Source organism: Meiothermus sp. Pnk-1 (assembly GCF_003226535.1).
Lineage (GTDB): Bacteria > Deinococcota > Deinococci > Deinococcales > Thermaceae > Allomeiothermus.
Genome location: NZ_QKOB01000003.1, coordinates 67,374 through 85,373, shown reverse-complemented (window position 1 = coordinate 85,373; position 18,000 = coordinate 67,374). Strand labels below are relative to the sequence as shown.

The following is an 18,000-nucleotide window of genomic DNA, read 5'->3' as shown; positions in this document are numbered from 1 at the left end:
CTACGCCCCCACCCAGCCGGTTTCAAACTTGGCCTCGTCCCAGTAGTCCAGCTCGAGCATCCGCACCCCCTTGGGCAGCCGGGCGGGGTCGGCCTGTACCTCGTAATCGGCGAAGCGGCGGGGTGGCCGGCTCTCGTCGAGCCGGCGCACCGAGACCACCTGGCCCAGATCGAGCAGGCGGTGCGCGGGAGCGCAGCCCAGCATGGCCTGGCGCCGGTTCTGCTCAGGGTTGTTGGGGTCGCCGTTGCCCACGTGCTGGAAAAGGTAGAGCCGGCGGGTGGCCATGTGCCCCTTGCTGGCGCTGCGGTCGTGCTCGAACATGTTGAGCAGGGCCTCCACCAACAGCTTGAGGTCGGCCTGGCTGAATCCGGTGCCCTGGGCCAGGTGGGCGCTGATGAAGCCCTTGGCCAGGTAGAGGCCGTAGGCCACCTGGCTCTTGCGGCCCATGGTGCGCAGCTTGTCCTCGGGCTGCTCGGCCTCCCAGCGCAGGTAGTCCTCCAGGGTCTTGGCGTTCTTGACGTCCTCGGCCACCGCGCCGCGGGTGATGCTGAACTCGGCGGGGAAGATGGGGTCGAGGCTGCGGGCAAAGGTGATCTGCACCGGGCCGCGCACCTGCCCGGCGTTGGCCCCGGTGCTCATCACCGCGCCAAAGGTGCGCACGTCGAAGAACTGCTCGCACATCCAGCGACGGGCCGCCTCGACCTTGTCCTTGGTCTTGGCGCCGGTAAAGCCGCCGGTTTTTTCGTGGGCCTCGAAGATGGGGCGGTTGAGGTTGGTGCCGTGCTGGACAAAAATGGGAGCTCCGGCAGCCTGGGCGTAGTTGCGGATGCGGCGCTTGAGGGCCACGTCGCTCACCAGGCCGTGGCCGTCCTCGGGGTCTACGCGGGGGGCGTTGCCCGAGTCGGGGTCGCCGTTGGGGTTGCCGTCCTGTACGTCGAAGAAGAGCAGGAACTCGTAGCGGTTTTGGATGGGATTGGACATATCAAGCCTCCTTCTGGCGTGGGTTTACTCCTGGAAAAGCGGGCTTTGGGCGGTTTCGGGGCCGTCCTTTTTGACCCGGCTGGCGGCGAGCTGCTGGTAGTAGCCCAGGGCGAATAGGCTCTGCTCCTCCAGGCTCAGGGTGCGGGGAAGGTTTTTTCCCAGGGCCTTCCACACCTCGGCCAGCCGGGTGTTGAACCAGTGGGCCAAGCCGGGGGAGTCCTTGGCCAGCTTGGCCAGGTGGTGCTGCGAGAGCCGCGTGAGGCGGCCCAGCACCAGGGCCGGGGTGCTGCTGGCCGCGCCGTAGTAGCGCTGGATCACCCCGGCGTTGATCTCGGCGTCGGCGGCGGCCTCCTGGATCTGGGCCAAGAGGCACATCAAGCGGCCACAGTGGTAGGCCGGGCTGGGGTGGCTTAGGTCGAGTTCGGCGCTCATGCTTCCTCCTTTGCGAATGTGGTAGGCCTTCAACAGCCCCATGCGGGCGTAGATCCGCCCCAGGGCCGCAGCGTCGGGCTTCTGGGCCCGGAGGGCCTCGCTGAAAGCCCCGGTCATCACCTCGGCGGTGTGGGACTCCATGACGCGGGCCAGGGCCCCATAGGGGATGGGCAGCTTGGGGTTCAGGGCCGCCCGCCACAGGGGCACTTGCAGGGTTTTGATGGGCTTGAGGTAGTCGTCGAGGCGTTGCTCGGGGGCCTTGGGGCGTTGCAGGCTCAAGAAGAGCCGATTAAGCCCCGGCAGAGCTGCGGGCCGGTCGCCCGAGCGGCGCACGATGGCCAGGTGCTCGAACCAGGTCTTTACCGCCTCTACGAACTCTTCCAACCTGCCGTTCTGCCAGTCGCGCACCATCACCCTTCCCGAGGCCGGGCTCAGGGCGGCGGCGAAAAAGCGGCTGTGGCGAATCTCCGGGGGGGCCTGGCCGGTTTTGAGGGCCTCCAGCACCCGCTGGGCGCGCTCGAGGGCCTGTAGCTCCTCAGCCTCGCTGCCGGGGGCGAAGAGGTCGTGGAAGAAGTCGTCCTCCTCGGGGATCTCGCGGTCGTACCAGACCACCACCTTCATCTCGCCCAGGGTCTCGGCTTTCTCCAACAGCGCGTCCAGCCCGGCCCGGTAGGCGGTGGCGGCCTCCTCCTCTACCGCCGCGTTCTCCCCTTGGGAGAGGCCGTAGGACTCGAAGGCCTCCTTGTCGTAGGTCACCAGGGCGTGGCCAAAGGCGCTCCCGCCCAGTTTGGTCACCTTGGGGTGGGTAGGGGCCGGGGTGACCAGCCCCCCGCTGGCAAAGGAGGGCATCTGGCCCGCCGCGCCCGACCGGGGGAAGGCCTGGGCCCTAAACTGCCGCCACCAGCCGTGCCAGTCGGGGAAGTCCAGCACGCAGCGGCCCTGCACGAAAAAGGAGATCTTATCCGTGGGTTTGAGCTTTTCCGCGCCCTTTTTCTGGGCTTGGGCCTCGAGCTTCGCCAAAAACCCCTGCACCTGCTGGGGGTCGGACAGCGCCCGGGCGATGGGCTCGAGCAGCGGCACATCTTTGGCCGCAAGTTGAATGAGCAGCCGGAAGGTGGCCTGCTTTAGCAGGTTCTTGGCGTGCTCTTCAGGCTTCTTGGGCTCCCCTTGAGCGTCCCGCTCGGCCAAGCCGAACACCACCGCGCAGGTGTCGGCCAGGAAGTGGGCGGCCTGCTCGACCTTCAGGTAGCCGGGCAGGGCCATCATCTCCGGCTGGGAGAGGTCGGGGGCGGTTTTAGCCTGGTCCAGCGGTATCAGCTCGGTCAACTGCCCCGCTGGGCTCACCGCGGCCAGCCAGCGGATCTCCTTGGTGGTGAAGCCGGGTTCGGCCTCCAGGCCTTTTTGCCGGGCGTATTCCACAAGCTGTGCCAGCATCACACACCTCCTTTTCTCACCTGCGGGCTCTCGTAGGGGGGCACCTCGAGCACCCCCTCCACCACCTCGGCCTCGAAGAGGCTGATCTGGGGCTTCTCGCCCTTGTCGGTGCGCAGCGGCGCCCCCGGGCGCGAGAGGTCGAAGACGTCGTAGAGCATCCAGCCGATCCGTTCGCTGTAGGGCACGGGCCGGGCCTCCTCGCCGGGCTCCACCAGCCGGAAGTAGCCGGTGAACTCGCGGCAGCCCAGGTAGGGCTGGTAGAGGCACTGCCCGGCTCTGGCCCGGCGCTCGAAGCTGTGCTCGATCTTCTGCCGCAGGGCGTGCTCCTCGCGGTAGAGCACCGCGTGGGCGGTGAGGCGGTAGCGCACGTCCTTGAGGGCCATGGTCTGGCGCTGGGTGCGGCCCTTGGTGTCCTGGCCGGTGTCGTCCTTGGTGGCGTCGGCGTAGAGGGGCTCGAAGCTCGAGGGGTCTTTCATCCAGGTCTGGATGTTGCGCAGGCTGGCCTTCTCCTTGACCTCGTTGCGCATGAGGCTGATGTAGCGCACCGGGCGCAGCACCTCGATGCGCTCCACCTGCCAGTACATGAGGGGCCTTTTGCCCTGTGGGTCAAAGTCCAGGTAGATGGCGTCGAAGATGCCCCGCGCCGCGCTGGGGGTGATGAGGGGGTAGCTGAAGCGCTCGACCTTGAACTCAGGCCGGGTGAAGCAGGCCAGCTCCCCCCAGACTTCCAGGCTAAACCTTCGCATGGCTCCTCCTTTGAGCAACATAGCCGCACTCCCACAAACCCTCGGGTCTATATGACCAACCCCACGCCGCTCCCTTCCTCCGGGATGAAGCCCAGGGAGGCGTCGTAGAGGGCAGGGTCCGGGCACAGGTACCAGTCGGGGGCCTCGGCCCGTCCGTAGCGCAGAAAAACCGTCTCCAGGAAAGGCGGCGGGCCGCCCTTGGGCAGGAAGTAGGGCACCGCGTAGGGCCGGGCCCGGTGGATCCAGTCCGCGGCGATGCCGCGCTCGCGCGCCTCCTGCATCAGCGCCCGGGCCTCGTCGTCGTAGGGGACTACCACGTTCACCGCCGAGGTTTCGATGATCCGGTAGCGGCGGGCCAGCTCGGCGTAGTTCTGGGTTTTGATGAGCCCTTCGATCTCGGGGTCGCTTACGCTTTGCAGCCCGTAGAGGCTGTGGTAGTAGCGGCGGAAGGCCTCGGGGGTGAGCTCGAGGCCCCCCTCGGCCTGCAAAGCCCGGGTGAGCCCGGCGGCCTGGGCGTAGGCCCGGTCGGGGTAGCCTTCGTCCTCGGGCCAAAAGACCACCAGCCGCCCCTCCGGGCGCAGGCCGTGCCGGTTGACCCGGCCCGCGGTCTGGGCGATGGCCTCCAAGGGCCCCAAGGCCCGGTAGCCCACCGGGAAATCCAGCTCCACCCCGGCCTCCACCACCTGGGTGGCGATCAGGCGGCAGGGTTGAGCGGCCTCCAGGCGGGCCTGGATCTCCTCCAGCGCCCTCTTCCGGTGGGCCGGGCACAGCGCGGTGGAGAGGTGATAAAGCCCCTCCAGGCCCCGTTCTTGGGCCAGCCGAAAGAGCCTATGGGCCTGCCGCTTGAGGTTGAGCACCACCAAAGCCTGGGGGTCGGCCTCCAGCAGGGTCGCCAGGGCCGGGTTGGGGGTGGGGTTTTTGAGCCGCCATTCCACCGCCACTCGCCGGCTTTGGCCAAAGAGCGCAGCCGGGTCCGGTACGATCTCCCGCGGCTGCCAGCCCTGCGGTTCGTTTTCCTGAACTTTGCTGTGCAGGCTATCGAAGGCCGGCTGGGTGGCGGTGGCGAAGACCACCACCGCGCCGTACTTGTCGCTGGCCAGGTGCGAAAGGGTCTTGAGGGTGGGCACCGCCAGGTGGGTGGGCAGGGTCTGGACCTCGTCGAACAGCAGCACGCTCCCGGCCAGGTTGTGCAGCTTGCGGCAGGCCCCGGGGCGGCTCGCGTGCAGGCTCTCCAGCAGCTGCACGTGGGTGGTGAGGACGATGGGGGCCTCCCAGTTCTCGCTCAAGAGGCGGCGCTCGCGCTCCTGTAGGTCTTGCTCGTCGGAGGAATCCTTGCGCAGCGGGCGGTAGGCCAGGCTGTGGTCTTCCAGGATGTAGTGGGGCCCAAAATCGGCGAACAGCTCGCGGTAGATGCGCACGGTCTGGTCGAGGATGGACAGGTAGGGGAGCACCACCACGATGCGCCGTATGCGGGGGTCTTGCACAGCCCGGCGCAGGGCGAAGCGCAGCATGGCCAGGGTTTTGCCGCTGCCGGTGGGGGCGGTGAGGGTAAAGAGGCGGGCGTCTTGTTGTGCGGCCCTTGCACAGGCCTCAGAGACCTGCTGGCGAAGTCGGCGGATGGCTGAGGGTAAGCCCTGGTCCTGGGCCAGCTCCTGCAGGCGGGCCTCGAGCCGCTCCAGGGCTCGCGCGGCCTGCAGGGGGGGCGGGGTGGGGCGGGCTTCCGGCCCCCGTAGGTGGGCTTCGGTGTCCAGAAAATCGGCGTCCACCAGGGCCGAGAAGAGCATGCGGGTCTCGAGCATGGCCGCGGCGTTCTGCGGAAGGGCTATCTGGGCCTGGCGGGGTGGGGGCAGCTCGAGGCCGTCGGCTTGCCAGCGTTCCCTGAGCAGCTCCAACCGGGCCTCGCTCAGGCGCAGCTCGCCCGGGAAACCCCGGCCATCCTCCCGTAGCCGCATCTCCTTGAGGCTCTCCTTGGCCCCGCTCTGCAGGCCGATGTGGTGGCCCTGGATGGCCAGGGCCACCTGGGGCGCGCAGTACTCGAACAAGGCGAGGTGGGCTCCCGCCGACCAGTGGTCCAGCCCCCGCTCTTTGCCCTCCAGCCGGCGCTGGAAAAGGTCGCCGTACTTGCCCACGTCGTGCAGGCGGCCGGCCAGCCACCCCTTCTCCGCCTCGCCAAAAGCCCGCGCCCTGGCCGCAGCCAGCTCGGCCACGCGGCCCAGGTGCTCCCGCAAGGGCTGCCAGCGGGAGGGATCGGGGTGGGTATGGGCCCAGTAGTGGGGCCGGCTCGAGGCGTAGCGCTCCACCACCGCCCGGGCCTCCTCGAGCCAGCGCTGCCGCAACACCTCCGGCTCCAGCACTTCCACGCGCGGCCCCCAACCCTGAATCCAGGAGAGCAGCTCGAGGGGGAAACCCTCCTCGTCGGCGCCCACGCGGAGCTCCACCACCAGGCTGCCGTCGTCGCCCTCCTCCAGCTCTCTGAGGTTGGGGTAGCCCCCCTCCCGGATGCGCTGGACGGCCTGGGGTGAGAAGCGCAGCCGCACCCGCACCGGCCTGCCCCCACTCCCCACGACGCCCCAGGCGTCGGAGAGGTACTCTTTGGGGTCGAAGCCCTCGGGGATCTCGTAGGCCTCGGTCGGACCGATCAGGGTGACGAAGCGCATCCGCGCGAGCTTGAAGGTGCGTAGCTCGTTCTTGTAGCTGCGCTCGCGGCCGATGACGTAAACGGCCATGTTGGCCCGCGAGACCTCGATGAAGTAGGTCTCCAGCTCAAAGCTCACGGGATCGCGCCGCTCGGGGAGCTGGTACTCGAAGCGGATGAGTTGCCGGCGGAACCAGGCGTTGGCGATCTTCTCGAGGTTGCCCCCCTCGAGGCCGGGCTCCCGCGCCGCCATGGCCTCGGCGCTCTTTTGCGCGATGGTCCGGGCCGGCTCGGGCAGGCCGCGGGCCAGCTTGAGCATGGCCTCGAGGTACTGCTGGTTGTGACCGGGCGAGTGGTGGTAGAGCATCCGCAGGGCGGTGTGCGCGACCACTTTTTCGATGTCGCTGAGCACCACGCCAGAGCTCAGGGCGTAGGTGTGCCGGATCTCGTCATGCAGCAGGCGGAAGCCCAGGTGGGGCTCGAGCCCCCGCAGGTCTTCGAGGTAGTACAGCACCGCCCGCTTCTTGACCCCGAGGGCGGCGGCGAGCTGCTGGGCGGTCCAGGGCTTGAGCCTGAGCAGCTCGAGGATCCGCACCAGCCGCAGGGCTTTCTCGTGGGAGGCCCTGAGCGAATCCGCAGCGTTGGTTTCCATACCGCAGCCACAAGTCTAGCCACACGCGTCCGTCAATCGTCCATATCAGCGTGCGAACGGAAAAGCCGCGCAAGAATCTTTAGCGGTCTGGCAGCAAGATTTACGACGTACAGCGTATACCAACCCCACCCCAACCCTCCCCTGCTAGGGGAGGGAGCACCTTGCGTATAGCGTATGGCCTCAGTCCCTTTCGATCACCCAGTTCAGGCTGTGGCGTCGCTCCTGAACCCAGTTGGCGTAGTGGCCCACCATGAACTCACCCGCCCCCGGGGGAGGCCGATCCCGGTAGACCCACTTTGCCTCGGGGTCGAGCCGGTAGACTCCCCCCCTGACCCGCACGCTCCCCTTCCACCCCAGCGCCCTCCGCAGCCGTTCGGCGGTCTCCCACAGCGCTTTGCGCTCTTGGGGCCGGTTGTCGCGGTAAAGCTGGTCGAGGAGCTGCTCCACCCCGGCGCTCCCGCCATTCTCCAGCAGGAAGACCAACAACTCCCCCGGCCTGCCGGTGGGGCTGATCGGCACCGGGCGGCCATTGACCCTGACCTCGAGCGCGCCAAAGGGGTTGACCTCCACCCAGTACCTCTGCCCTCCCAGCTCGGGCGCGGCCAGGAGGGCCCTCAGCTCGGGGAAGCAGTGGAGCTCTTCCCGCACCCAGAGCTTGGTGGGCTCGAGGCCCTCCAGCCAGGAGCGGGCGGCTTCCGCTGGCCCCAGGGCCGCCTGCACCACCCGCCGCACGATCTTCCCGCGTTCGCCCAGCGAAAGCGCCTGGCTCAGGGCTTCCCGGGCTCCCCTGGCGTCCCCCAGCATCAGCCGCACCGCGGCGATGTCGGCGTTGAGCCAGCTCGTCGCCGGGGAGGGGTCGAGTTCCCGCGCCAGCGTGAGCTGGGCCAGGGCCTCCTCGAGCCGGCCCAGCAGGCGCAGGGTGTGGCCGTAGCCCCACAGGGCCTGCTGGCGGTCATCCCGCTCGCGGGCCACCCGGATTGCCTCCCGATAGCTGCTCAGCGCCCGTTCCCACTCGCCAAAGGCGCGGCGCACGGCGCCCAGACCGCACAGGGCCCGAGCCTGGAATTCCCGCGCCACCGCCTTGCGGCTGAGGCGGACGGCCTCGAGGAGGTGGGCTTCGGCCTCCTCGGGGCGGTCGTTGATGAGGGCCATCCCCAGGCTGTGCCGGGTCCAGGCCAGGTAGTAGGGATCGTCGCGCAGGTAGGCCAGGGCCTCGCCCCAGAGCACCCGCGCCGCCGAGCGCTGGCCCGCGAGGTAGAGCAGCCCGCCCTCGTCCACCAAGCAGCGGCCCAGCGCCGAGCCCTTCAGGTGCTCCCTGGCCTTCAGGAAGGCCTGGTGCCAGTCGGCCCGGCCCAGGCGGAAGAGCGCTTCCCCCTTGGTGCGCCAGTAGAGCCCCCGGTCGCCGACCTCACAGCCCTGGAGGGCCTCGAGCTGGCCCAGGGCCTCCGCATACCGCTCCTTCCGCAACAGAGCCCAAGCCCGGTAGGTCTGCAGGGCCGGGGGAATCGGCGGGGTGAGGGTCTCGAGGTAGGCCAGCAGCCTATCGGCCTGCCGGGAACGGCACAGCGCTGCGGCGTAGAGCTGCCCGAAGGAGACCTCCCGTTGCAGCAGCCCTTCGGGCAGCAGATCGAACAGCCCTGCCACCTTCTCCGCGGCCTGATGGGTCGCCGCCTGGTTAATCAGCTCTTCCAACAGCCGAAGCGCCGGGGCCGTGCGGGCCGAGTCCAGCAGGGCCTCGAGGCTGATCCGAGCATCTTCGAGGGGGATCTTTCTCACGCCCTACTCATTGTAGCCGATGCCTAGCCGCCGGTACCGATCTTGGGATCGTCGCCATCGGCGATGAGGGGCTGTGGAGAGGGGGCCAACACCGAAGCCGCCAAGAGCAGCGCCAGCAGAACCCCCAGCAGAGCAAAACGCTTGAAGCCGCAATGGCCGAGCCTTCGGGTGAGGAGAGGATCGTTTCCCACACCCACACCCTCGGGCCACCCCGCGCATGATCCTTGCGCGCCACAAGAGCGCCGTACGTCACGCGCCGCGAGGCGAGGGGACCTGGGAGAAGCTGAAGACGGGCTGCCTTTTTACCGGGCTTGGGGAAGGGTCTTGATCTGTAGCCGTACTACCTTCCAGCCCAGACCTTGCCGTTCCATCAAAAGCCCCTCGTCGGGGTTATCCTTGGGGTGTAGCAAGGCCCGGGAAAACCCCTCTCGCCTGAGGCGCCAGTCGCCAACCGCCTCGAGATCGCCCTTCTGCGGTTCCTGGTCGGTACCGATGCTGGCCAGGCCTTCGGGGGTGATCAAGGCATCCACCATCTGATCCACCAAGGGAGCCGCGAACAACAGCCCCAGCGCCCCAAAGCCGGTCTGGTCTTGTTGGGCCTGCTCTACCAATAGGCGGTTGAAGTCGGCCTTGAGGCTCTCGCGCACCCGGGGAAAGTCGATGTAGCGCTCGAGGGCCGCGGCGTTGTTGCTCTGAATGGCCCGTTGAATGCCTATCAAGGCTAGATAGGGCGAAAACCAGGCGTAGGCCAGCAGCAGCAGCCCAGCCAACACTACGAACCAGAACCCCGGCTTCTTGAGCGTTGGGGTTGCTTTTTCCTGGGTTTCAACGCTCATCCTTTCCTCCTTGTGTTTGTGGTGCGGTGAGAACTAGCCCACTGTGGTGCGGGCTGCCACATCCAGCAGGCGGGCCGTAGATGGGCGCTTTTGGGCCCAAGCGGTTTACCACCACCCCGCCTTCCCCCTACCGTGTGCGAACCACCGGGAGATCCACATCGACACCATCAGGCCGATATCCAAAAGCAGATAACCGGTCAAGCACGAAGTGGTTCGCGTGTAAGCCCAGGTAGTGCAACCCCGTTCGAAGCAGTCTGCATCTGGTCCCCACTCCACCACAGCCTTCCTCCACCCCGCCCAGCAGCGGGTTCGTCTCACGCGGTTTTGCTCAGCCGAAGTGTAATAATCGCCTATCCAGCAAATATCCATATAGTCTATATACGCCGCATATCTAGCAGGTTGTCTTCTCTTTATAGGCTAAATATCTTTGCGCAATATACGATAAAACTCAGCCCTCCCCTGCTAGGGGAGGGTGGCATCTAGGTCTCTGCAACAGTGCGCCGGTCAGGCCATCCTTGAAATATCAACGATCCTGGCGCAGCGCCTTCGAGAAATCTTCCAGCGCCCGCACCATCATATTCGTAAGGCTCTCATCGTGGTGGAAGCCCTGGGCCAAGGCCCGCTTTGCCTCGAGGGGTGGGTAGCGGCCAAAACGGGCCTCGAGCTCGGGATCGGGTTGATAACGCACCATCTCCTTCCGGTCGTTCCCAAAAAGCCGCGCTCCTTCGGCCACCACCTCCTCCACGGAGGCCCAAAGCGCAGGCAACAAGAAGATCCGGGGCTCCTGGGAGGCCAACGGCAGCCGGGCTGCGTGCAGCAGGTTCTCCGCAGCGCATCGGGCCGACATCCACCACATGGCGGCCTGGGGGGAGACCGGGAGGGTGTAGGGAATCCCGGCCTCTAGGTGGCGCAAAAGCTCGCTCATGAAGGCCGAGGCCAGCCCTGAGGGGCCAGGTGGGCGGGCCACGATTCCAGGCAGGCGCAGGGCCCGCCCGTCCAGGTAGCCCCGCCGGGTGTAGTCCTGCAACAGTAACTCCCCAATGCGCTTTTGGGTGCCGTAGCTCGAGCTGGGAGAGGCGGGGGTCTGGTCGTCCACCAATGGCGGCAGGGGCGATCCATAGACCGCCACGCTGCTGGCGAAAACCACCACCGGAGAACGCCTAAAGCTGCGCAGGGCCTCGAGCAGGGCCAGGGTACCTTCCAGGTTGACTCGCTGGCCCAGGGCGAACTCGCGCTCGGCCAGGGCCCCGGGAATGCTGGCCAAATGGAAGACCCAATCCGGGGGGTAGGCCGAGGCCGCCGCGAGCAACTCCCGGTCAAAGAAGTCCCCCCTCATGGCTTCTACCCGTGGGTCGGCGTAGATCTGGTCAGAGCGCCGATCCAGCAGAAGCAGATGGGCGAAGTCCACCGCCCCCTCCTCCAGCAAAAGCCGCACCAGGCGGGAACCCACAAAACCCGCGGCACCGGTAATCCAGATATTCATGGCAGTTTCCTCATTCACCACCGGGTTTTGCTCGAGAAAGAAACCTCCGGCTTGACCAAGGTCGAATGCAAGCCTACCTCCTTTGCCAGTGGATCATCGGCTGACCCGGCACCGGGCTGCGGAAGAAAGGAATTCGGGTACCCCGCAGGCTACCCAGGTAGACCGTACGCAGGTCGGGCCCTCCAAAGGTCAAGCTAGCCATCCAGGGACAAAGGGTACCGTGGTTGGCGGCCATGATCCCAGGGGTCAGGGTACCGGCCCGGAAGTGCCGCTCGTAGACCGCATTGGCCTCAGGGTTGGAGTTGTCCAAAAGCTCCAGCACCTCCCCTTCGGGGGTAATGGCGATGAGCTTGTCCAAGAAGACCAGGGTTACCCAGAGGTTACCATGGGCGTCGAAGGCGAAGCCGTCGGGGTGGCCCTCGAGCTCCTGCGGTCCGTAGACTTCACGCTCGAAGAGTTTTCCGTCCTTGTGGCGAAGCCGGGTGATGCGCCGGGCAGTGCTCTCCACCACATAAAGCCACTCCTCCTGCGCATCAAAGCGGATCTCGTTGGTGCCGCAAAATCCCTCGGCCACGACACGGATGCCCTTTTCGTCGATGAGGCCAATATAGCCATCGCTGACCTTGGTGTTGACCTGCTCGGTCCAGGGCTCGGTACGGGTGGTCACGCTGAACCAGATGCGCCCCTTGCTGTCGCGCAGGGGGAAGTTGACCTTGCCTAGGGGCTTCCCATCTACTTCGGTGTAGAGGGTTTCCAGATGGCCATCGCGGGACATGCGTTCTATGGCGTTGGTGCCCCAGTTGGCGACGATGAGCTTCCCCTCCTGGTCGAAGCAGAGCCCGTTGGGCAGCGAGCCCTTGGCCTCCACGTAGCGCTCTTCGAAGGAAGCCTCCTGTGGCTGCGTCTTGGGAGTAATGAGGATCTGCTGGCCATCCGGGTCGATATGCACCACCCCCCCGCGGGCGTCGGCCACCCAGAGCGTACCGTCCGGCTCGGCCAGAATACACTCGGGGCGTTGCAGGTCGTGGCCTACGAAGCCAATCTGGTTACGCTCAACCCGAAAGCCTTGTAGCGGATTCCGGCTCATATCGGCTGAGCAGCCAGCTCCATGGAGGCCCGGGTCACCCCCACGGGGTCGGCTTCGGGGTCGTGGGTACGCTCCCAGATGCAGAGCTGGCGGGACATCTCCACCATCCGGCGCACCCGGTCGAAACGGCGGCGATTGTAGGCTTCCAGGGCGGCCTCTAGGCTGGGCGCCCGGCGCAATTCCTCGCTCAAAACCACCGCGTCCTCGATGGCCATAGCCGCACCCTGGGCGATATGGGCGGTCATAGCGTGGGCTGCATCGCCCACCAGCACCACCCGGCCCCGGTGCCAGGGAGCCGGCACCAGGATGGTCTCGAAGGGGCGCAGCACCACCTTGCTAGACTCGGTGATCTGCTCACGCAGCTGGGCCAGCAGCGGGATGTGCCGGTAACCGTCCAGGCGCTTGCGCATCTCCTCGGCCAAGGCCGCCTCGGGGTAGCGGGGGGGCTGGCCGGGGGCTGGATCGGTGATGAACATGTACATAAGTTCGGCGCCCAATGGCACAATCCCCACCTTGGGCTCCCCCATCCACATCCAGATGTTGTCCACCTCGGGGGGCCTGGGCAGGTTGTAGCGCCAGACCACCTGTTCTTCGTACTGGGGCGGGGGCACCTCGGGGAAGACCAGCTGGCGTACCCTCGAGCGCAGCCCATCGGCCCCCACCACCAGGTCGTAGATCCCTTGGCTGCCGTCGGTAAAGGTAACCCTGACCCCCCCTTCGCCCTGCTCCAGGGTTTGCACGCTCAGGCCCAGCCGCACCTGGGCCCCTGCGGCTTGGGCGGCTTTTTGCAGGATGGCGTGCAGCCGAGGCCGGGCGATGCCGTTTTGCGGAGGGAAGTTGGGGCCGGCAATGGCGGGCTGGGGCAGGGTGGCGATGGGAATGCCGTCGGGCCGCCACATCACTAGGGCGGACATGGGAAACCCTTGGGCAAGGGCTTCCTGAGCCAAGCTCAAAGCAGCCAAAGCCCGGAGCGCGTTAGCGAGCTGGATGATGCCCACCCCGTAGACGTCCCACTTTGGGTTTTGCTCGACGATCTCGACCTGGATGCCGCTATCCTTGAGGCCCACCGCGGTGCAGAGCCCGGCGATTCCCCCACCTACGATCAGCACTTTATGGACGCTCATCCGACCTCCTTGCTTGCGATTGCTGGGGCTGCGCTGGGCACTTGCTCCAAGCGGCAGAGGGTGCGCTGGGTACCCAGGCCAGTGATGCTGCCCTCCATCAGGTCACCGTTTTGTAGGAAGCGGCTGTAGTGCATGCCGTTGCCTGCCGGGGAACCGGTGCAGATCAGGTCCCCGGGCAGAAGTTGCACATGGGCCGAGATAAACTCGATGAGCTGGGCCACTCCAAAGATCATGTCCGCGGTGGACTCGTGCTGCATGACCTGGCCGTTGAGCTTGAGGGTAAGGGTGAGGTTCTGTGGATCAGCCACGAAAGCCGCCGGGGTGAGGTAGGGGCCCATGGGGAGGAAGCCTGGGGCGTTCTTGGAAGCCAGCCAGTCCATCCCCATCTCGGGGATGTCGGGCCGGTAGACGAGCTCGCGGGCAGTGATGTCATTGACCACCACATACCCAGCCACGTACTCCAGGGCCTCCTCGCGCCGCACCCGGCGTGCCGGGCGGCCCATCACCACGCCCAGCTCGAGCTCCCAGTCGGCCTGCTCCACCTCTGGGGGTAGCCAGAGGGTGTCGTAGGGGCCAATGATGCTGGTGGGCAGCTTGGTGAAGACGAAGGGCTGGCCCCTCGAGGCCCGTTCGTCCATGCGGCGCTGTCCCCATTCATGCCGCTCTTCTGGACTCATATGGGCAAGGTGAGGCCCCCCCTGGGCCACGATCAGGTCCACCACATGCTTTTTGTAGTTGGCTCCGGAGCAGAAAATCTGCCGCGGCAGGTAGACCGGGGGTAGCGTTTGGAGCTGGGTCTCGGCGATAAAGGGCAGCTCCTTGGCCTCCCCGGCACGGATGGCCTCCACTGCCCGCACCAATGCCGGATAGTTGCGTGGCCAGTCCTCTAGAAGCCCGAGCACGCTCTCCGGCTGGAATAGCTCATAGCCCAGCCGGCGGCAGAGGGGCCTCAGGGCGGCCACCGCCACCACTTGCCCTTGCTGCACCAGCCCGGCAAAAGGAGGTCCACCGGCAGCCTGAAAGGTACCCAAATGAAAAGGCATAAGGGACATGCTCCCTCCTACACCTCGAGGTGGGGGGTCTTGGGGCTGGGGAGCCAGCCTTCGGCAGGGGGTCGGCCCAGGCGGTTGCGCAGCACCCCGATCCCCTCCACCTCGAGCTCCACCACGTCCCCGGGGTTCAGATACCGCTGCAGCTCCATGCCGCAACCCCATCCCACCGTCCCGCTACCTAAAAGGGCTCCGGCAGGCAAGGGTTCGCCCGCCGAAGCCCAGGCCACCAGCTCCTCCAGCGACCAGAGCATGCTGCCGCTGTTTCCGCTCGACCAGACCTCACCGTTGACCCGGGCGGTCATCTGGAGGTCGCGCGAGGGCAGTTCGTCCAGGGTCACGATCACCGGCCCCACCGCGTTGCAGAAGTGCTTGCCCTTGGCCGGCCCCAGTCGGCCCTGCATCTCGCGCAGCTGGATATCGCGGGCGCTGAAGTCGTTGAGGATGGTGAGGCCCAGGATGTGCCCAGTGGCCTCCTCTGGCCTCAGGTTGCGCCCCCCGCGTCCCACCACGATGCCCAGCTCGAGCTCGTAGTCCATCTTTTCCTTGGCGTAAAAGGGCCAGGGCACCTCCTCGTCGGGGCCGATGAAGGCGTGGGCATTGCCCATGTAGCCCACGGGCATCTCGTAGAGCACCGGGGCCACCCCGTGGTTATGCAGGCGGGCGGCGTTGGTAAAGTGTACCTCGAAGGAGAGGAAGTCGCGGTAGAGGCTGGGGTCTAGGGGAGCCACCAGCCGGCCCTCAGGGGCAATGGCCTCGCCGCTGGTGTCCTCGGCGGCCCGGGCCAGGGCCTCTAAGAAGGCCTCACCGTTTTCCAAGGCTGCGCTCAGGCTGCTCGGGACCAAAGCCTGGGCCAGCCGTTGGGCGGCCATAGGGGTAGCCCCTTTGCGCTCAAAATTCAGCCGGGCGGCGCGGCGGACGTCCACCCAGCGGCCAGGCTCACGCCGGAAGGCCACCACGATGCGCACCTCGGGGCCATCGGGAGCGGGAAGTTGCATACGGGCGATTCTCATGGGTTCACCTCGAAAAGCCGGGGCACCAGGGCCCGGGCGTTAGCGCCTTCCACCCGGGCTCTGTGCGGGCCCAGGTAGCCAAGCCCTGGAGCGGGGTCGGGACCCTCAGGCAGGGCCGCGTAGGGCCAGTCGGTGCCGAAGACGATCTGCTCTACGGGAGTCACCTCGAGCGCCGCGGCCAGGGCCGGGGCGTGGTTGGAGAGGCCGGTGTCGTAGTACAGCCGTTGCAGGTAGGCGAGGGGTCCTTGGGGTACCCGCTCCTGCAGGCCCAAAGCCGGGGCCCGCGCCACCAGCGAGGCCAGGCGGTGAGCCAGGAAAGGGGCCGCCCCGCCCAGGTGGGCGAACTGGAAGCGGATGCGGGGGTAGCGGTGAAAGGCCCCCGTATAAAGCAGATGAGCGATGGCCCGGGTGGTCTCGAAGGGAAACTCCTGCAACCAGATAGGCAGGTGGGGCAAAGGGTTTGGGTAGGGAGGTAGGGTGGGGTGGACAAAGGCATAGGCCCCCCGCCGGTCGAGCTCGGCCAGGAGTGGTTCAAACCGCTCGTCCCCCAGGTAGCGCCCCCCCACCTGGGAGAAGAGGGCCACCCCGTCTAAACCCAAGTCATCTAACGCATAAGCCAGCTCCTCTAGTGCAGCTCCCACATCGGGCAGCGGTAGTGCGGCCAGGGCCGCATAGCGGTGGGGGTACCGGCGCAAGAGGGAGGCATAGAACTCGTTGGTGGCTCGAGCCAGCTCGCGGGCTTGGGCCCCATCGCCCAGAAAGACCCCCGGCGGGGGGAGCGAGACCACCGTGGCGGCGATGCCGTAACGGGCCATCATCTCAAGCTGCTCTTCCGCCGTCCAGGGCGGTACCGGGGCCGGGCCCAAAACCCGGGCCACCATCTGGGTGTAAAGGGGGGGCTCGAGGTGTCCATGCAGATCCAAGCGCATACTCACTCCACAATGGCCACCACTCGGGCCGGGGCGGCGCTGGCCCCCACGATGCGCAAGGGGAAGCAGGCCACCCGAAATCCGGTGCTGGGCAGGGCCCCTAGGTTGCACAGCCGCTCGATCTGGGCGTAGGGCAGATCGGCCTGATGAGCAGCCCAGAAGATGCCGGGCTGGTTCTTCTCGAGCGCTTCCTTGGCCTGCAGGTGGAGGGGCCGGTCCCAGCCCCAGGCGTCAATCCCCATCACCCGCACCCCCTGGGCGAAGAGCCAGCGGGTGGCCTCCACCGTGACTCCGGGACCCTTAGTCCAGTAGTCGGGGGCACCGTAGAAGGCATCCCGCCCGGTGCGCATGAGCACGATATCCAAAGGTCGTAGTGCGTGGCCGATGCGCCTTAGTTCGGCCTCCACCTCTTCTTGAGTGATGGCCTCCCCGTCGGCCTTATGGCGGAACTCCAGCACCACCCCTGGGGCAAAAAACCACTCCAGCGGCAGCTCGTGGACGCGGGGTGCGGGCGCACCGCCGATTACAGAATTGTAGTGGTAGGGGGCATCCACATGGGTGGAGCTATGGGTGCCCAGGTGAGTGATGGTCTCCACCGCCCAGGCTTCACCCCGGCGCAGGTGCTCAGGCCCCAAGCCAAAAAGAGCCTTCACTTCCTCTAGGCCCGCTTGGTGGTCGGAGAACTCGATGCTGATGCGCTGGAACGGCGGCATCTCAGGAGGGGTGGCCTGAATGGGCGCTGAAAGGTCAATCAAGCGCATGGCGCCCCTCCCTTAGCCCAGGCCGCGCTTGCCCCAGGGGTTGAACTGCTGGCGGTCGGGGAGGAGCTCGAGGTCAGCGGCGGCTACCTTGTCGGCGGGAGGGAAGGCCTCCAGCATGGAGTCGGGCATGGCAGCGTTGCGGTAGAAGGTGTTGGAACCCTGAGAAGGCCGCCAGCGCACCGGCTCCCAATCCGGTACGTAGTTGCGTACCCCACCGGTGTTTACCTCGATGCGTACTCCGCCCGGTTCGCGGAAATAGAGGTAAGTCTGCTCGCCCATGCCGTGGATGCCGGGGCCATACTCCAGTGACACCCCTGCTTCCAGCAGGAGATCGGCGGCCCGCTGGTGCAGCTCGCGGTTGTCCACCCAGAAGGCCAAGTGGTGCAGCCGCCCGGGGATAGGAGACATGTCTTTGGCGAAGGCCAGGTCGTGGTTCTTCTCGTTGGTGGTGACCATGGAAAAGACCACCAAGTCGGGGTTGTCCTCCAGGCCGTTGTAGCACATAAAGCGAAAGCCCAGCACCCGGCGGAACCACTCCGCGTCGCCATACGGATCGCGGCTGGCCACGGTCAGGTGGTCGAGCTGGCGCGGCTCCAGCCCCCCTCCGGCGAAACGCTGGGGCCGCTCAGGGTAGGTGGAGGCCCACTCGGGGGGAGCCTGGTACCGCTCCACTTCCCAAACCAGCTCAATGGGGTGGCCCCCCGGCGCGCGGAAGCGGTAGGCCGGGCCGTGACCGAAGCTCCCCTCCACCCACTCTCCGCTCACGCCGCTAGCCTCGATGTTGCGCACGGCTTGTTCCAAGTCCTCAGCGCTCCAGGTGCGCCAGGCCGCGTGCCCCAACCCCGGAAGCTCGCCCTGGCTGAGGATCAGGCTGTAGGTGTAGTGATCACCCCAGCAGCGCAGATAAGCCCGCCCCTCCTCGCGGTGCACCAGGTAAAGCCCCCCGATTCGGGTAAAAAAGGCCAAGGACTCCTCGAGCTTTGGGGTGATGAGCTCCACGTGGATAAGCTGGGACAAAAAACACCTAGGCATGTTGCCTCCTTGCAAAAGCGGCTTGAACTC

At 66.7% G+C, this 18,000-nt stretch carries 15 protein-coding genes; all 15 read right to left on the bottom strand.

Annotated elements, in window-relative coordinates; translation table 11 throughout:
• The 15 genes from cas7c to DNA98_RS05110 all read right to left on the bottom strand — a co-directional run bounded on the left by cas7c (position 1) and on the right by DNA98_RS05110 (position 17,970).
• Entirely contained in the window at positions 1-981 is a 981-nt protein-coding gene (gene cas7c, locus DNA98_RS05175) for a type I-C CRISPR-associated protein Cas7/Csd2 (protein WP_110527213.1), read from the bottom strand.
• A gap of 24 nt (positions 982-1,005) precedes the next feature.
• Entirely contained in the window at positions 1,006-2,847 is a 1,842-nt protein-coding gene (gene cas8c, locus DNA98_RS05170) for a type I-C CRISPR-associated protein Cas8c/Csd1 (protein WP_110527210.1), read from the bottom strand.
• The gene (gene cas5c, locus DNA98_RS05165; RefSeq protein ID WP_110528261.1) at positions 2,847-3,593 is read right to left on the bottom strand and encodes a type I-C CRISPR-associated protein Cas5c; all 747 of its coding nucleotides are present in this window, start codon (positions 3,591-3,593) and stop codon (positions 2,847-2,849) included. Before cas5c ends, cas8c begins: the two co-directional genes overlap by 1 nt.
• A 47-nt stretch (positions 3,594-3,640) precedes the next feature.
• Positions 3,641-6,880 carry a CRISPR-associated endonuclease Cas3'' gene (locus tag DNA98_RS05160; protein ID WP_110527207.1) on the bottom strand — a complete coding sequence of 1,080 codons (3,240 nt, stop codon included), beginning with the start codon at positions 6,878-6,880 and terminating at the stop codon, positions 3,641-3,643.
• A 180-nt stretch (positions 6,881-7,060) separates the two neighbouring features.
• The gene (locus DNA98_RS05155; protein ID WP_233493096.1) at positions 7,061-8,656 is read right to left on the bottom strand and encodes a tetratricopeptide repeat protein; all 1,596 of its coding nucleotides are present in this window, start codon (positions 8,654-8,656) and stop codon (positions 7,061-7,063) included.
• Positions 8,657-8,679: 23 nt separating this feature from the next.
• Entirely contained in the window at positions 8,680-8,847 is a 168-nt protein-coding gene (locus DNA98_RS17755; protein WP_158531605.1) for a hypothetical protein, read from the bottom strand.
• Between the two features lie 111 nt (positions 8,848-8,958).
• Positions 8,959-9,492: a DUF2939 domain-containing protein gene (locus DNA98_RS05150; RefSeq protein ID WP_110527204.1), complete on the bottom strand. Its 534-nt coding sequence runs from the start codon at positions 9,490-9,492 to the stop codon at positions 8,959-8,961.
• 523 nt (positions 9,493-10,015) lie between these two features.
• Complete coding sequence (locus tag DNA98_RS05145; protein WP_110527201.1) at positions 10,016-10,975, bottom strand: NAD-dependent epimerase/dehydratase family protein; 960 nt, start codon at positions 10,973-10,975, stop codon at positions 10,016-10,018.
• Positions 10,976-11,048: 73 nt separating this feature from the next.
• Positions 11,049-12,062: an SMP-30/gluconolactonase/LRE family protein gene (locus DNA98_RS05140; RefSeq protein ID WP_110527198.1), complete on the bottom strand. Its 1,014-nt coding sequence runs from the start codon at positions 12,060-12,062 to the stop codon at positions 11,049-11,051.
• A complete protein-coding gene (locus DNA98_RS05135) occupies positions 12,059-13,186 on the bottom strand; it encodes an FAD-dependent oxidoreductase (protein ID WP_110527195.1) in 1,128 nt (375 codons plus the stop codon). Before DNA98_RS05135 ends, DNA98_RS05140 begins: the two co-directional genes overlap by 4 nt.
• Positions 13,183-14,229, bottom strand: coding sequence for a fumarylacetoacetate hydrolase family protein (locus DNA98_RS05130; RefSeq protein WP_233493094.1), 1,047 nt, complete (start codon positions 14,227-14,229; stop codon positions 13,183-13,185). Before DNA98_RS05130 ends, DNA98_RS05135 begins: the two co-directional genes overlap by 4 nt.
• A 17-nt stretch (positions 14,230-14,246) precedes the next feature.
• Positions 14,247-15,248, bottom strand: a complete 1,002-nt coding sequence (locus tag DNA98_RS05125; protein ID WP_110527190.1) for a fumarylacetoacetate hydrolase family protein — start codon at positions 15,246-15,248, stop codon at positions 14,247-14,249.
• A complete protein-coding gene (locus DNA98_RS05120) occupies positions 15,245-16,177 on the bottom strand; it encodes an amidohydrolase family protein (protein ID WP_110527187.1) in 933 nt (310 codons plus the stop codon). Before DNA98_RS05120 ends, DNA98_RS05125 begins: the two co-directional genes overlap by 4 nt.
• Before the next feature lie 2 nt (positions 16,178-16,179).
• Complete coding sequence (locus tag DNA98_RS05115; RefSeq protein WP_110527185.1) at positions 16,180-16,938, bottom strand: cyclase family protein; 759 nt, start codon at positions 16,936-16,938, stop codon at positions 16,180-16,182.
• Positions 16,939-16,950: 12 nt separating this feature from the next.
• Positions 16,951-17,970 (bottom strand): VOC family protein, encoded by a 1,020-nt coding sequence (locus tag DNA98_RS05110; RefSeq protein ID WP_110528255.1) that lies wholly within the window; start codon positions 17,968-17,970, stop codon positions 16,951-16,953.
• Positions 17,971-18,000 lie beyond the last annotated feature (30 nt).

Excerpts from the sequence above, each read along its gene's own strand:
- DNA98_RS05130 (WP_233493094.1), bottom strand. The coding sequence starts at position 14,229 with ATGCCTTTTCATTTGGGTACCTTTCAGGCTGCCGGTGGACCTCCTTTT.
- DNA98_RS05115 (WP_110527185.1), bottom strand. The coding sequence starts at position 16,938 with ATGCGCTTGATTGACCTTTCAGCGCCCATTCAGGCCACCCCTCCTGAG.
- cas5c (WP_110528261.1), bottom strand. The coding sequence starts at position 3,593 with ATGCGAAGGTTTAGCCTGGAAGTCTGGGGGGAGCTGGCCTGCTTCACC.
- cas7c (WP_110527213.1), bottom strand. The coding sequence starts at position 981 with ATGTCCAATCCCATCCAAAACCGCTACGAGTTCCTGCTCTTCTTCGAC.
- DNA98_RS05150 (WP_110527204.1), bottom strand. The coding sequence starts at position 9,492 with ATGAGCGTTGAAACCCAGGAAAAAGCAACCCCAACGCTCAAGAAGCCG.
- DNA98_RS05140 (WP_110527198.1), bottom strand. The coding sequence starts at position 12,062 with ATGAGCCGGAATCCGCTACAAGGCTTTCGGGTTGAGCGTAACCAGATT.
- DNA98_RS05135 (WP_110527195.1), bottom strand. The coding sequence starts at position 13,186 with ATGAGCGTCCATAAAGTGCTGATCGTAGGTGGGGGAATCGCCGGGCTC.
- DNA98_RS05160 (WP_110527207.1), bottom strand. The coding sequence starts at position 6,880 with ATGGAAACCAACGCTGCGGATTCGCTCAGGGCCTCCCACGAGAAAGCC.
- DNA98_RS05125 (WP_110527190.1), bottom strand. The coding sequence starts at position 15,248 with ATGAGAATCGCCCGTATGCAACTTCCCGCTCCCGATGGCCCCGAGGTG.
- DNA98_RS05120 (WP_110527187.1), bottom strand. The coding sequence starts at position 16,177 with ATGCGCTTGGATCTGCATGGACACCTCGAGCCCCCCCTTTACACCCAG.
- DNA98_RS05145 (WP_110527201.1), bottom strand. The coding sequence starts at position 10,975 with ATGAATATCTGGATTACCGGTGCCGCGGGTTTTGTGGGTTCCCGCCTG.
- DNA98_RS05110 (WP_110528255.1), bottom strand. The coding sequence starts at position 17,970 with ATGCCTAGGTGTTTTTTGTCCCAGCTTATCCACGTGGAGCTCATCACC.
- cas8c (WP_110527210.1), bottom strand. The coding sequence starts at position 2,847 with ATGCTGGCACAGCTTGTGGAATACGCCCGGCAAAAAGGCCTGGAGGCC.